This is a genomic window from Micromonospora sp. CV4, from assembly GCF_003667455.1.
Classification (GTDB): domain Bacteria; phylum Actinomycetota; class Actinomycetes; order Mycobacteriales; family Micromonosporaceae; genus Micromonospora.
This window is the reverse complement of the sequence record NZ_RCVI01000376.1, coordinates 1-13,787: the sequence shown is the minus strand read 5'-3', so window position 1 is coordinate 13,787 and position 13,787 is coordinate 1. Positions and strand designations below refer to the sequence as shown.

The following is a 13,787-nucleotide window of genomic DNA, read 5'->3' as shown; positions in this document are numbered from 1 at the left end:
CAGCTCCGGCAGGACGGCCACCCGGGCGCCCTGCCCACCGGCCCGGCGGACCAGGTCGGCGGCGGCGACCGCGTTGCCGGCGACGTCGCCGGGCGTCGGCGTGGCCTGGACGGTGGCCACGGTGAGCGGGGCGGCGGGGGTGTGGGGCGCAGTCACGGGGCGATGGTAGCGGTGCCGGCTCGGGTGATATACCAAGCCGTACGTACGGTTTGCGTGACGCGGGGTGACCTGCGACGATCGACGCGTGCCCAGAGTAAGCCAGGACCAGCTCGACGCGCGCCGTCAGGAGATCCTTGCCGCCGCGCGGTCTTGTTTCGCCCGGCACGGCTACGAGGGGGCGACCGTACGCCGCCTCGAGGAGGCCACCAGGCTCTCCCGGGGTGCCATCTTCCACCACTTCCGGGACAAGGACTCACTCTTTCTCGCGGTCGCCGAGGACGACGCCGCCGCGATGGTCGAGACGGTGGCCCGCAACGGCCTGGTGCAGGTGATGCGGGACCTGTTGGCCGGCGCCGTCTCCCCCGACACCACCGGCTGGCTCGGCAGCCAGCTGGAGGTCTCCCGCCGGCTGCGTACCGACCCGGCGTTCGCCCGGCGCTGGGCGGAACGGTCCGCGGCGATCGCCGAGGCGACCCGGGACCGGCTGGCCCGCCAGCGCGACGCCGGGGTGCTGCGCGAGGACGTGCCGATCGACGTGCTCGCCCAGTTCCTGGAGCTGGCCTACGACGGCCTGGTGCTGCACCTGGCGATGGGCCGGCCGGCCGGCGACCTGGGCCCCGTTCTCGACCTGGTCGAGGAGGCGGTCCGCCGCCGCTGACCGCTCCGGCCGCCACCGAGCGTCCTACCCGGACGCCGGGCCGACGACCGTGGCACCGCTGCTCCACAATGAGGCCGCCGAACCCTCCGGCGACAGGAGCAGCCGATGAACGTCCACGCCGCGTCGGGCGACACCTGGGGCATCCCCGGCCCGACCTTCCTCCGGCTCTACCTCGCGGCGGCCGCCGTGCTGGTCGCGCTCTCGGTGTGGCACCGGCTCCGCCGGCCCGCCAGCGCCTCGGACACCGTGTCGGGGCCACTCGATCCGCAACAGGCCGCATACCTCAACGGCGGTCCCCGCCTCGCCGTGCACGCCGCGGTCGGCGGCCTGCGCGGTGCCGGTGCGATCGGCGTCGGACCGGACCGTCGGCTGCTGACCACCGGCCCCGCGCCGACCGGGCTCACCCCGTTGGACCAGGCGGTGCACTGGGCCGCCCATCAGCGCGCCCGAGCCGGCGAGCTGCCTCAGGACCAACGGGTCCGCACCGCGCTCGACCAGCTCCGCGCCGGGCTCGAGCAGCGTGGACTGCTGCTGAGCCACCAGCGCCGGACCGCCGCCCGGCACTGGACCCTGGGCCTCGTCGGCCTGCTGGCCATCGGCGGGTACCGGTTCTTCACCGGGCTCTCCAACGGACGCCCGGTGGGCTACCTGATGCTCGCCATGTTCGCGGTGCTGGCGGCGGCGCTGGTGCTGTGGCGGGTGCCCGACCGTACCCGGGCCGGTCGCGCCGCACTGCGCGACCTGCGCCGCCAGCACACCCACCTGGCGCCCGCCTCGTCCCCCGCGTTCGCCACCTACGGCGCGGCCGGCGCGGCGATGGGCGTGGCCCTGTACGGCACGGCGTCGCTCTGGGCCCTGGACCCGGGCTTCGCCGAGCAGGCCGAGATCCAGCGCCAGGCGGCGTCCGGCAGCGGGTGGTCGTCGGGCGGCACGTCGGGTGACGGCGGCGGCAGCTCGTGCAGTGGTGGCAGCTCGTGCGGCGGAGGCGGCGGCTGCGGCGGCGGTGGTGGGTGCGGCGGATGACCGGCCCGTACGGCGTCGGCATCGGCTGGCGCCCGGAGATCGCCGGCTTCGTGGCCGAGCTGCCCGGCCTGCGCTTCGTCGAGGTGGTGGCCGAGTCGGTGCCCGCGACCGGGCCGCTCCCGCCGGGCCTGGCACAGCTGCGCGAGCGCGCGCTGACCGTCGTACCGCACGGGGTGCGGCTCTCCCTCGGCGGCGCCGAGCCGGTCGACCCGGCCCGGGTCGCCCACCTGGCCGCGGTGGCGCAGCGGGTCGACGCCCCGCTGGTCAGCGAACACATCGCCTTCGTCCGGGCCGGTGGTCTGGAAGCCGGGCACCTGCTGCCGCTGCCGCGCAGCCGGGAGGCGGTCGACGCGGTCTGCGCCAACGTGGCGCGGGCCCAGGCCGACCTGCCGGTGCCGATCGCGCTGGAACCGATCGCCGCGCTGGTCGACTGGCCCGACGACGAGCTGGACGAGGCGGACTTCCTCACCGAGATCCTGGACCGGACCGGGGCGCTGCTGCTGTTGGACGTGGCGAACGTGCACGCCAACGCCCGCAACCGGGGCACCGACCCGCTGGCGTTGCTGGACCGGCTGCCCCTGGAGCGGGTCGGGTACGTGCACGTGGCCGGCGGCGCGGAACGCGGCGGTTTCTACCACGACACGCACACCGACCCGGTGCCGCCGGCGGTGCTGGAGCTGGTCGGCGCGCTCTGCGCCCGGCGGCGACCGCCGGCGCTGCTGCTGGAGCGCGACGGCGACTACCCGCCCGCGGCCGAACTCCGCGCCGAGCTGGACGCCCTCGCCGCAGCCGCGAACTTCCCGGCCGTGACGTGACCGGCGCGCCACCACCCAGCAACGGGCCGCGGACCGCCGTCGACCGCGCCGGCGACCCGACCACGGGCCGGCTCGCCCAACGGCAGGCGGAGCTGGTCGCGGCGCTGGTAGCCGGGGGACCGCCGCCGGCCGGGTTCGCACCGGCGCCGCTGGCCGCCACCCGGGCGGCCCTGCTGCGCAAGCGAGCCGGCGAGGTGGCCCGGCACTGGCCGCTGCTCGCCGCCGGCCTCGGCGGGGGCTGGCCGTCGACCTTCGCCGACTGGGCCGCCAACCGCCCCACCGTCGGATCGCTGCGCGACGGCTGGGACCTGGCCCGGGCCCTGCGCGAGCGGGGCGCACTGCCCCCGGCGGGCGCCGAGGAGCTGGTTGCCCGGGAGGTGGTCCTGCGCTACGACGGGCGCTCGACGCCGCGTCCGCGTCGGCTGCCGGCGGTCGCCCGCGCCGGCGGCGCCGTCGCGGCGCAGATCGCCGGCAGGGTACGCCTGCTGCGCCCCGCCCCGCGTCCACCGGCGGCGCTGCCCGCCGGTGGCGACGGCGTACCGGATGCGGCAGGATCGGCGGCATGGATCTCGGACTGACCGACCGGGTGTACGTGCTCACCGGCGCCTCCCGCGGCCTCGGTTACGCGACGGCGCAGTGCCTGGTGGCCGACGGGGCCCGGGTGGTGCTCTCGGCCCGGGACGCCGACGCGGTGGCCGCCGCCGCCGAGCGGCTGGGCGGCCCGGAGCGGGCGGTCGGCCTGGCCGCGGACCTCGCCGACCCGGAGACGCCCGGGCAGCTCGTCGAGGCTGCCCGGCAGCATTTCGGTCGACTCGACGGCGCACTGGTCTCGGTCGGCGGCCCGCCCGCGGGCAACGCCGCCGTGATCAGCGACGAGCAGTGGCGGCAGTCCTTCGAGACGGTCTTCCTGGGCACCGTCCGCGCGGTACGCACGGTCGCTGACGCGCTGCCCGAGGGCGGCGCGATCGGGCTGGTGCTCTCCACGTCGGCCCGCGGCCCGGTGCCCGGCCTGGGCATCTCCAACGGCCTACGGCCCGGCCTGGTGGGGGTCGCCAAGGACATCGCCGACGACTACGGCCCGCGCGGCGTGCGAATCGTCGGCCTGCTGCCCGGCCGGATCCTCACCGACCGCAACCGGCAGTTGTTCGCCGCCACCGGCGACCCGGAGCGGGCCCGCGCCGAGGCGGAGGCCACCATCCCGCTGCGGCGCATCGGGGACCCGGCCGAGTTCGGTCGCGTGGCCGCGTTCGTGCTCTCCCCCGCCGCGAGCTACCTGACCGGCGTCACCGTGCCGGTCGACGGTGGCGCGCTGCGCGGGCTGTGACGCCCAACCCGGTCCGGCGGGCCACCGACGCCGCCGGGCACCCCCGGCCGACCCGGGCGGAGCTGGCCGCCGCCGCGGACCGGACCATCCCCGACGTTCTCGCGCCGGGGTTGGCGGTGCTCTTCGTCGGCATCAACCCCGGCCTGTGGTCGGCCGCGACCGGTTGGCACTTCGCCCGGCCCGGCAACCGCTTCTGGCCCGCGCTGCACCGGGGAGGATTCACCCCCCGACTGCTGCACCCGAGCGAGCAGGACGAGCTGCCCGCCCTCGGCCTCGGCATCACCAACATGGCCGCCCGGGCCAGCGCCCGCGCCGACGAACTGAGCACCGAGGAACTCTACGAGGGTGCCGCGATTCTGACCGACAAGGTGGCTCGGCACCGGCCGCGCTGGGTGGCGGTGGTGGGTGTGACGGCGTACCGGATCGGTTTCGGCCGGCCCAGGGCCGCCTTCGGGCCGCAGCCGGAGTCGCTGGCCGGGGCGCGGCTGTGGGTGCTGCCCAACCCGAGCGGGCTGAACGCGCACTTCACGCCGGCGACCCTGGGCGCCGCGTTCGCCGAGCTGCGCCTGGCGACCGGTCTGCCGGACCGCTCGGCGGCCTGACCGCCGCCGTCGCCTCTCGGCGAACCAAAGGCTGCACTGGCGCCGGACTTCCACGTCGGACAGGACGACCCACAGCACCGGGGGGAACCGACCAGCGGCCTTGCCTCGCACTGTGATCGACCGGTGTCGTTCCACTGCGAACGGGGAACGAACACCACATGGCCGACGATCAGAGGCCCGATCTGGAGGAGCTGCTCGCCTCGCAGCTGTGGCCCGCGGTGCTCGTCCCGATCGGTGTGCTCGCCGCGCTGGTCGGCGCCGGCATCTGGCTGGCGCCCGCCTTTCCGTTCGTGCCGGTCGCTCTTCTGCTCGCCACGGTGCTGGTGGCGTGGTGGCAGCGGGGCGACGCCGTGTTGGCCGACCACACCGGACTGCTGGTCCGACATCGCGGCCGCGTCACCCGCCGCTACCGATGGGAGGAGATCCGCGAAGCCGGGTTGACCCGGCCCGGCTTCGGGCAGATCGCCCTGGCCGTCTATCCCGATGGCGGGCCGTGGGACGTGCCCGGCCCCAACAGCGCGGTCCTGGTGGGTCGCATCTGGAATTTGCGCAAGCCGGACCAGGAGACCCGGGACCGGGTCAACGCGCTCCTGCGGTCCCGGGGCGTCCACGTCGTCGACTCACCACACCCACCATTCGGTGCCTGACCCTCCCACCGGCGGCCTGCGAACTGCCCGTGTCTCCAACGGAGCACTCGTGGCCGCTCCGCGCTGGAAAGGTGAGCCAGATGACCAACCGGGTCAGTTGGCGGCTGCGGGCGGCAGCGCCTCGTCGGCGACGTAGGTGCCCAGCGGCATGATCACCGGCTCGGGGCCGGTCGCGTCCACGTACGGGGTGGGCGAGTCGGCGACCGCGAACTGGGTCCGGTACAGCTCGGCGTAGAGCCCGCCGACCGCGACCAGTTCCTCGTGCCGCCCACGCTCGACGACCCGCCCGCCGTCCAGGACCAGGATCTGGTCGGCGTCGCGGACGGTCGACAGCCGGTGCGCGATCACCAGGGCGGTACGCCCCGCCAGAGCCACCGACAGCGCCCGCTGCACCGCCGCCTCGCTCTCCGAATCCAGGTGCGCCGTCGCCTCGTCGAGGATCACGATCGACGGGGCCTTGAGCAGCAGCCGGGCGATGGCGATGCGCTGTTTCTCGCCGCCGGAGAACCGGTAGCCGCGCTCCCCCACGGTGGTGTCCAGCCCGTCGGGCAGCGACCGGACCAGGTCGGCGACCTGGGCGCCCGCCAGGGCGGCCCAGATCTCGTCGTCGGTGGCGTCCGGCTTGGCGTAGCGCAGGTTCTCGGCGATCGTCTCGTGGAACAGGTGCGAATCCTGGGTGACGACGCCGATCTCGTCGCGCAGGGAGGCGAGCGTCGCGTCGCGCACGTCCACCCCGCCGACCAGCACCTGCCCGTCGGTGACGTCGTAGATCCGGGAGATCAGCATGGACAGCGTCGACTTGCCGGCGCCGGACGGGCCGACCAGGGCGACCATCTGCCCCGGCTCGACGCTGAACGAGACGCCCTTGAGCACCGGCTCGTTGACGGTGCGGTCGAGCGTGGCGACCTCCTCCAGCGAGGCGAGGGAGATCTCGGCGGCGCTCGGGTAGCGGAACCGCACGTCGCGGAAGTCGACTCGGCCGGCGCCCCGGGGCACCGGCACCGCGTCGGGCTTCTCCACGATGCCCGGCTTCAGGTCGAGCACCTCGAAAACGCGGTCGAACGAGACGAGTGCGCTCATCACGTCCACCCGGACGTTGGAGAGCGCGGTGAGCGGCCCGTACAGGCGGGTGAGGAGCAGCGCGAGGGTCACGACGGTGCCCGCGCTGACACCGCCGGTCACCGCGAGCCAGCCGCCGAGGCCGTAGGTGAGCGCCTGGGCCAGCGAGGCGACCAGCAGCATCGCCACGAAGAACGTTCGCGAGTACATGGCGGACTGGATGCCGATGTCGCGCACCCGCTCGGCTCGACCGGCGAACCGGCGGGCCTCGATCTCGGGCTGACCGAAGAGCTTCACCAGCAGCGCGCCGGCCACCCCGAACCGCTCGGTCATGGTCGCGTTCATCTTGGCGTCGAGGTTGTACGCCTCGCGGGTGATGTCGGCCAGCCGCCGGCCGACCCGGCGGGCCGGAATGATGAAGATCGGCAGCAGCACCAGCGAGAGCGCGGTGATCTGCCAGGAGAGGGTGAACATCACCGCGGCGGTGAGCACCAGCTGGATGACGTTGCTGACCACCCCGGACAGGGTGGAGGTGAACGCCCGCTGGGCTCCGAGCACGTCGTTGTTGAGTCGGCTGACCAGTGCGCCGGTCTGGGTGCGGGTGAAGAACTGCAACGGCATCCGCTGCACGTGGTCGTAGACCCGGGTGCGCAGGTTGAGGATGATGCCCTCGCCGATCCGGGCGGAATACCACCGCTGCGCCAGCGAGAGCAGCGCGTCGGCGACCGCGAGCCCGGCGATGAACAGGGCCAGCTTGACCACCAGCCGGCCGGCCTCGGTGCCGCCCCGGTTGATCGCGTTGATCACGTCGCCGGCGAGCACGGGGGTGGCCACGCCGATGATGGCGGCCAGGACCACGGTGGCCAGGAAGACCACGATGTCGCGTCGGTAGGGCTGGGCGAAGGCGACGATCCGCCGGGCCACCCCGTGCTTCAGCCGGTGGGTGGAGACCTCGTCCCGGTTACGCATCGACCGGAGCATGCTCCAGCCCGCCATGCCACCGCCGGACATCGGGTTGGACACCACTCACCTCCGGGTCGTCGGGCGGACCGAGTCGTCAGGTCAATTCTCCCGACGACTGTGACAACCTCGGTCGTAACCCGGATCTTCCCGAACGGTCCTTACTATTCTCCCTGGCCGGCGAGGTCACGCAGCCGTCGGGTCTGTGCCTCCCGTTCGGCGCGCTGCTGGTCGGCGTGCGACCGCCCGGCCGCACCGGCGATCAGAGCCTTGATCTCCACCACCGCGTCCCGTGCGCCGGCGAGCAGCCCGGCGGTCAGGTCACGGACGGCGTCGTCCAGCTCGGTGGGAGGCACGACCAGCGTGGCGAGCCCGATCCGGTCCGCCTCGGCCGCGTCCAACCGCCGGCCGGTCGCGCAGATCTCCAGCGCCCGGGCATAGCCGACCAGCTCGACGAGGCGCTTCGTGCCGGCCAGGTCGGGCACCAGGCCGAGGGTCACCTCGGCCATCGACAGCTTCGCGTCGGCGGTCAGGACGCGCAGGTCGCAGGCCAGAGCGAGCTGGAACCCGGCGCCGATCGCGTGACCCTGCACGGCCGCGACCGAGATGACGTCGGGCCGGTGCAGCCAGGTGAACCCGGCCTGGAACTCGGCGATGCGGTCGGCACACTCCTGCTCGGGCAGCGTGGCCAGCTCGGCGAAGGAGCCCGGCCCGGACGCGCCGGCCACGGCGAGGTCGAGACCGGCGGAGAACGCGCGCCCCTCGCCCCGGACCACCACCACCCGCACGTCGCCGGGCAGGTCGCGGGAGAAGTCGCTCATCGCGCGCCACATCGCGGGCGTCTGCGCATTGAGCACGTCGGGCCGGCACAACGTCACCGTGGCGACCGGCCCGTCGCAGGTCAGCCGGACCCCGGTCGTCTCGGCGGTCACCGGACCGCCCGGGGAACGGCGCTGGTGAACGACGCTGAGGGTCGGGTCACGCCTTCTTGCGGCGCCGGGCACCGCCGCGCTGACGCAGCTGCACCCCGGACTCGGTGAGCACTCGGTGGATGAACCCGTAGGAACGGCCGGTCGAGGCCGCCAGCGCGCGGATGCTCTCCCCCGAGGTGTACCGCTTTACCAGGTCCTTGGCGAGCGTCTGACGCTCGGCTCCGACGATCCGGCGACCCTTCTCAGTGCTGGTGGCTGTGCCAGTGGCTGCCATGCTGTGTCCTCACGTCCCAGACTGTGCGGTTCGGATACGGTCCCACCTATTAGACCGTCTCGAACGATCATGCGCCAGATATCAACTCTTCGCCAACCGACACGCTATGCAATGTCAGCTTCCCGATAGAGTGATCCTGGCGATCGGTCCCGCCGCGCCGTCCGGGCGTACCACCATCGCCGTGCGACAGTGCCCGCCGACGACCCGTACCCTGCGGTCGTGATCGACCTGCTGGGCACCGCAGCCGGGGCGGCCGTGGTCTTCGCCGCCACCGACATCGACGACATCGTCCTCCTGACGCTGTTCTTCGTCAGCGCCCGCCGCACCGGCCGCCCGCGGGCCCGGCAGATCGTCGCCGGACAATATCTGGGCATCGGGACACTGGCACTGGCCAGCGCGGTGGTCGCCGCGGGTCTGCTGGTGGTGCCCGACCCGTGGACCGGGCTGCTCGGACTGCTGCCGATCGCGCTCGGGATCCGCGCTCTCGTGCGGCGCGACGACGACGAGGCGCCCGCCGTGGTGGCCTCCACGCTCGGCGTGGCCGGGGTGACGATCGCGAACGGCGCGGACAACGTGGCCGTCTACGTACCCGTGTTCCGCGCCCTCGGCCCGGCCGACAGCGCGGTCTTCCTGCTGGTCTTCGTGCTGCTCATCGCGCTGTGGTGCGCCGCCGGGGCCTGGCTGGGCGGGCACCCCCGGGTGGTGCGCCTGGTGGAGCGCGCCGGCCACTGGCTGGTGCCGGCGATCTTCGTCGGCATCGGGGTGGTGATCCTGGTCAGCTCCGGCGTGCTCGGCCGGCTGGTCGACCTGCTCGGCTGAGGGCGGCCGGGCGGGGTGGCCCCGTCCGACACGCGACCGGTCAGGCCAGCTCGACCAACTCGAGCAGGTCGTCGCTCCAGGCGTCCTCGTCGCCGTCCGGCAGCAGGATCGCCCGGTCCGGCTTGAGCGCCAGGACCGCGCCGGGGTCGTGGGTGACCAGCACGATCGCGCCCGGGTAGTTGGCGATCGCGTCGAGCACCTGCTCCCGGCTGACCGGGTCGAGGTTGTTCGTCGGCTCGTCGAGCAGCAGCACATTGGCGCCGGAACAGACCAGGGTGGACAGGGCCAGCCGGGTCTTCTCGCCGCCGGACAGCACCCCGGCCGGCTTGTTCACGTCGTCGCCGGAGAAGAGGAACGCGCCGAGAATCTTGCGCAGGTCCGTGTCGGACTGCTCGACGGCGGCGGCGCGCATGTTCTCCAGCACCGTCCGCTCCACGTCCAGCGTCTCGTGCTCCTGGGCGTAGTAACCCAGCCGCAGGCCGTGCCCGGCGTGCACCTCGCCGGTGTCCGGCGTCAGCAGGCCGCCGAGCATCCGCAGCAGCGTCGTCTTGCCGGCGCCGTTGAGCCCCAGGATGGCCACCCGGGAGCCGCGGTCCACCGCCACGTTGACGTCGGTGAAGATCTCCAGCGACCCGTACGACTTGGACAGGCCGGTCGCGGTGAGCGGGGTCTTGCCGCACGGCGCGGGGCTGGGGAAGCGGACCTTGGCGACCCGGTCGGCGACCCGCACCTCCTCCAGGCCGGAGATCAGCTTCTCGGCCCGGCGGGCCATGTTCTGCGCGGCGACGGTCTTGGTGGCCTTGGCCCGCATCTTGTCGGCCTGCGCCATCAGGGCGCCGGCCTTCTTCTCGGCGTTGGCCCGCTCCCGGCGGCGGCGGCGCTCGTCGGTCTCGCGCGCCTCCAGGTACGCCTTCCAGCCCAGGTTGTACACGTCGACCACGGACCGGGTGGCGTCGAGGAACCAGACCTTGTTGACCACCGACTCCAGCAGCGCGCCGTCGTGGGAGATCACGATCAGGCCGCCCTTGTGGTTGGCGAGGAAGCCCCGCAGCCAGGTGATCGAGTCGGCGTCGAGGTGGTTGGTCGGCTCGTCGAGGAGCAGGATGCCGCCGCCGTTCTCGCCGGCGTCCCGGAACAGGATCCGGGCCAGCTCGATGCGCCGTCGCTGACCGCCGGAGAGGGTGCCGATGGACTGCGCGAGCGCGCGGTCCGGCAGGCCCAGGTTGGCGCAGATCCGCGCGGCCTCGGCCTCGGCGGCGTACCCGCCCAGGGCGGCGAACTGGTCCTCCAGCGCGCCGTAGCGGCGGACCAGCTTCTCGTCGGCGTCCTCGGCGAGCTTGGCCTCGATCTCCTGCATCTGGGACATCAGCACGTCCAGGCCGCGCGCGGAGAGGACCCGGTCACGACCGGTCACCTCCAGGTCGCCGGTACGCGGGTCCTGCGGCAGGTAGCCGATGGCGCTGCGCTGGTCGATCTGCCCGGCGTACGGCTGACCCTCGCCGGCGAGCACCTTCAGCGTGGTGGTCTTCCCGGCGCCGTTGCGGCCCACCAGGCCGATCCGGTCACCGGGCTGCACACGCAGGGTGGTGTCGGACAGCAGGATCCGGGAGCCGGCACGCAGTTCCAGGCCGGTGGCAGTGATCATCTGTTCGGGGCTCGCTCTCGGGATCTGGAAGGCTGACTCGGGGCACGCGAAACCGCCGGCGGGCTCGGTGGCCCGACGGCGCGGGGCGGTTCAGCCTTCGCAGCGCAGCACCCAACCAGTGTACCGGGCGTCGCTGGAGGGCCCGTCCGGATTACCGATCAAGATCATCGGGTACCGAAAGCGCTGTCCGGACCCCGTCCGGCATTTTGAGGACAGAACGACATTCACACGACATTCACCGGCATACGGCGATCGGGGTCAGCATGGAACTCAACGAGCGGGCCGAGCTCGACACCTCCCAGGTCAACGACCGGGGCCGGGGCGGTGGAGGGGGCGGTGGCCTCGGCATTCCACTTCCCGGCGGCGGTGGTCGCGGCGGACTGATCGGCATCGTGGTGGCCGTGCTGGTCGCGCTGCTCGGCGGTGGGTTCGGCCTGAACGCGATGACCAACGGCGACGAGGGCGGGCAGGCCGGTGGCACCGACCTGGAGCAGCTCTGCTCGCGCGACAACCCGCAGCGCTTCGACGACCTGCGCTGCCGCAACCTGGCCTACGTCAACAGCATCCAGGGCTACTGGCAGAAGGCGTACCCGGAGCTGGGCAACGGGAAGTACGAGCCGACCGACACCAACTACTTCCAGGCCGCCGTGAACACCGGCTGCGGGCAGGCCGACTCGGGCGTCGGCCCGTTCTACTGCCCCGCCGACCGGCAGGTCTACATCGACCTCAGCTTCTACGAGGAGTTGGCCTCCCGGTTCGGCGCCAAGGGCGAGTTCGCCCAGCCCTACGTGCTCGCCCACGAGTACGGACACCACATCCAGAACCTGCTCGGCACCAACGAGAAGGCCAGCCAGGGCGACCAGAGCGGCCCCCGCTCCGCGTCCGTCCGGCTGGAGTTGCAGGCCGACTGCTACGCCGGCGCCTGGGCCAAGCACGCCACCGAGACCAAGGACAAGACCGGCCAGGAACCGCTGTTCAAGTCGATCACCCAGACCGACATCAGCGAGGCGCTGAAGGCCGCCGAGGCGATCGGCGACGACAGCATCCAGGAACGCTCCGGCGGGCAGGTCAACCCGGACTCGTTCACCCACGGCACCTCAGCGCAGCGCCAGCGCTGGTTCCAGCAGGGCTACGACCAGGGCAACCCGAAGACCTGCGACACCTTCGGCACCGACCAGCTCTGAGACTGGCCCCGGTCGCCGTCCCCGTCGATCATGGAGTTTTGGTGCCCGGTATGGGCGGACGAGCAACTTTCGTCCACCACCACAACTCCATGATCGACACGGGAGGGGCAGCACGGCGGAACGCCAGGAACGCCGGTTCCCTCCCCCGAGCGGGCAAGGTCAGTCGGGTGCCGGGTCGCGCAGCCGGATCCGTACCGCACGAGCCGCAGCCACCGCGGCGACGAGCACCGCGTGCCGAGGCTCGGGCACGTCGAGCAGCCGCTCGGCGCGCAGGGGCACGAGCGGGGCCAACCGCCGATCGGCCAGCACCGTGTCCACCGCCTTGCGGTCACCACCGCAGACCATCGCCGTCAGCGCCGCCGCCTCCGGCAACAGCAGGCGTACGGCCAGGTCCGCCGCATCACCCAGCGCCGCCTTGGCCTGGTTGTCGCGCCGCCGGGCGAACCGGTGCTGGGACCATCCACCAGCGGCGGTGCGCCCCTGCACGTACCGGGTGTCCACCTTGGAGACGACAAGGTCGGCGCCCTCGGCCACGCCGACGGCCACCGCGCCCTTGCGGGCCAGCAGCAGGCCGATCCGGCGGGGCGCCACGGCAGCGGCCACGAACCCGGGGACGTCACCGCTGGCCGGCGCGCCGGGTGGGGCGTACAGCTCGGCGGTGGCCCCGTCCGGGGCGGTGAGCAGCAGGCCGTACTCCCGCCCGGTGGTGGCGTGCGGGCCGTGCCGGTCGGCGAAGCCCTCGACCCAGCGCCCGACGCGGGCCGGGTCGACCTCCACCCACCGGCCTCCCCCGGCTGCGGGTCGACTGGTCACCGCCCGACCGTACGGCACGGCAGCGCAGATCGGGCGGTCGGGCGCGGCGCTCAGCCCGGCAGCAGCGCGGCCACCGCCAGCGCGGCGATCAGCGCGCTGGAGACCAGGCTGGTGACCAGGCGCCCGCGCGGGCTGCTCAGTGCCCGACCGACCACGGTGCCACCGCCGGCGATGACCAGCTGCCAACTCGCCGACGCCAGGAACACGCCCGCCACGAAGAGCGCCGCCGCGCCCGGGTCCGCGTCGGCGGTGTCCCGACGACCGAGCACCAGCGCGGTGAAGTACAGCACCGTCGCCGGGTTCAGCAGGGTCAGCCCGAGCAACGCCGCGTAGGCCCGCCCGGGCGTGCTCAGACCACGCCCGACGGGTGCCGCCGGCGTCTGCCGCGAGCGGTGGGCGGACCAGGTCCGCCACAGACCGTGCCCGGCGAGACCGAGCAGGACCACGGCGGAGACCACCCGCAGCGGCCCGGCGACCGGCCCGATGATCCCGGCCAGGCCGGCGCCACCGAGCGCGGCGACCGCCGCGTACAGGCCGTCGGCCGTCGCCACCGCGAGCGCCGCGGCCGCGCCGACCCGAAACGAGGTACGCGCACTCAGGCCCAGAATCAGGATCGCGATCGCGCCGACGGGGATGGCGACGCCGTAACCGGCCACCAGACCGGCCAGGAACGCCCCGCTCACGGACGTCGGTGCCGGGTCGAGGCTCGTCCCCGGACCGGCCGCTGTCGACGCACGGCAGTGGCCGCACGGACAGGGACCTGCATCGGGTACGCCTCAATCACACGCGCATCCTGCGCGCCGAAGCCACGCCGGCGCCACCGCATTTCCCAGCCCCGCGCCCGCACCCCCCCGCGTCCCGCGCCGTGCACCC

Annotated in this window: 15 protein-coding genes; 9 read left to right on the top strand and 6 right to left on the bottom strand. The window is 73.6% G+C overall.

Features of this window, described 5'->3' with window-relative positions:
• Positions 1-244 precede the first annotated feature (244 nt).
• The 7 genes from EAD98_RS26495 to EAD98_RS26465 all read left to right on the top strand — a co-directional run bounded on the left by EAD98_RS26495 (position 245) and on the right by EAD98_RS26465 (position 5,228).
• The gene (locus EAD98_RS26495; RefSeq protein WP_089019882.1) at positions 245-817 is read left to right on the top strand and encodes a TetR/AcrR family transcriptional regulator; all 573 of its coding nucleotides are present in this window, start codon (positions 245-247) and stop codon (positions 815-817) included.
• Between the two features lie 105 nt (positions 818-922).
• A complete protein-coding gene (locus EAD98_RS26490; RefSeq protein WP_121656692.1) occupies positions 923-1,840 on the top strand; it encodes a TIGR04222 domain-containing membrane protein in 918 nt (305 codons plus the stop codon).
• Positions 1,837-2,655, top strand: a complete 819-nt coding sequence (locus EAD98_RS26485) for a DUF692 domain-containing protein (RefSeq protein ID WP_121656696.1) — start codon at positions 1,837-1,839, stop codon at positions 2,653-2,655. Before EAD98_RS26490 ends, EAD98_RS26485 begins: the two co-directional genes overlap by 4 nt.
• A gap of 92 nt (positions 2,656-2,747) precedes the next feature.
• Positions 2,748-3,233 carry a hypothetical protein gene (locus tag EAD98_RS26480; RefSeq protein WP_233583980.1) on the top strand — a complete coding sequence of 162 codons (486 nt, stop codon included), beginning with the start codon at positions 2,748-2,750 and terminating at the stop codon, positions 3,231-3,233.
• Positions 3,218-3,979 carry an SDR family oxidoreductase gene (locus EAD98_RS26475; RefSeq protein WP_121656691.1) on the top strand — a complete coding sequence of 254 codons (762 nt, stop codon included), beginning with the start codon at positions 3,218-3,220 and terminating at the stop codon, positions 3,977-3,979. The genes EAD98_RS26480 and EAD98_RS26475 overlap by 16 nt, the downstream gene beginning before the upstream one ends.
• Positions 3,976-4,581, top strand: coding sequence for a G/U mismatch-specific DNA glycosylase (gene mug / locus EAD98_RS26470; protein ID WP_121656690.1), 606 nt, complete (start codon positions 3,976-3,978; stop codon positions 4,579-4,581). Before EAD98_RS26475 ends, mug begins: the two co-directional genes overlap by 4 nt.
• 158 nt (positions 4,582-4,739) lie before the next feature.
• Positions 4,740-5,228 (top strand): hypothetical protein, encoded by a 489-nt coding sequence (locus EAD98_RS26465; RefSeq protein WP_121656689.1) that lies wholly within the window; start codon positions 4,740-4,742, stop codon positions 5,226-5,228.
• Positions 5,229-5,321: 93 nt separating this feature from the next.
• Here EAD98_RS26465 and EAD98_RS26460 read toward each other — a convergent pair whose 3' ends face one another.
• The 3 genes from EAD98_RS26460 to EAD98_RS26450 all read right to left on the bottom strand — a co-directional run bounded on the left by EAD98_RS26460 (position 5,322) and on the right by EAD98_RS26450 (position 8,453).
• Positions 5,322-7,298, bottom strand: a complete 1,977-nt coding sequence (locus EAD98_RS26460; protein ID WP_121656695.1) for an ABC transporter ATP-binding protein — start codon at positions 7,296-7,298, stop codon at positions 5,322-5,324.
• Between the two features lie 113 nt (positions 7,299-7,411).
• A complete protein-coding gene (locus EAD98_RS26455; protein ID WP_121656688.1) occupies positions 7,412-8,179 on the bottom strand; it encodes an enoyl-CoA hydratase/isomerase family protein in 768 nt (255 codons plus the stop codon).
• 46 nt (positions 8,180-8,225) lie between these two features.
• Complete coding sequence (locus EAD98_RS26450; RefSeq protein ID WP_007462679.1) at positions 8,226-8,453, bottom strand: helix-turn-helix domain-containing protein; 228 nt, start codon at positions 8,451-8,453, stop codon at positions 8,226-8,228.
• A 219-nt stretch (positions 8,454-8,672) separates the two neighbouring features.
• Between EAD98_RS26450 and EAD98_RS26445 the strand changes: the two genes are divergently transcribed.
• A complete protein-coding gene (locus tag EAD98_RS26445) occupies positions 8,673-9,272 on the top strand; it encodes a cadmium resistance transporter (protein ID WP_121656694.1) in 600 nt (199 codons plus the stop codon).
• 40 nt (positions 9,273-9,312) lie between these two features.
• Here EAD98_RS26445 and EAD98_RS26440 read toward each other — a convergent pair whose 3' ends face one another.
• Positions 9,313-10,917: an ABC-F family ATP-binding cassette domain-containing protein gene (locus EAD98_RS26440; protein ID WP_121656687.1), complete on the bottom strand. Its 1,605-nt coding sequence runs from the start codon at positions 10,915-10,917 to the stop codon at positions 9,313-9,315.
• Between the two features lie 263 nt (positions 10,918-11,180).
• Between EAD98_RS26440 and EAD98_RS26435 the strand changes: the two genes are divergently transcribed.
• Positions 11,181-12,101, top strand: coding sequence for a neutral zinc metallopeptidase (locus tag EAD98_RS26435; RefSeq protein ID WP_121656686.1), 921 nt, complete (start codon positions 11,181-11,183; stop codon positions 12,099-12,101).
• A 159-nt stretch (positions 12,102-12,260) separates the two neighbouring features.
• Here EAD98_RS26435 and EAD98_RS26430 read toward each other — a convergent pair whose 3' ends face one another.
• Together EAD98_RS26430 and EAD98_RS26425 are read right to left on the bottom strand one after the other, a co-directional pair.
• Positions 12,261-12,914: an acVLRF1 family peptidyl-tRNA hydrolase gene (locus tag EAD98_RS26430; RefSeq protein ID WP_121656693.1), complete on the bottom strand. Its 654-nt coding sequence runs from the start codon at positions 12,912-12,914 to the stop codon at positions 12,261-12,263.
• A 50-nt stretch (positions 12,915-12,964) separates the two neighbouring features.
• Positions 12,965-13,597, bottom strand: coding sequence for a LysE family transporter (locus EAD98_RS26425; RefSeq protein ID WP_121656685.1), 633 nt, complete (start codon positions 13,595-13,597; stop codon positions 12,965-12,967).
• Between the last annotated feature and the right edge of the window lie 190 nt (positions 13,598-13,787).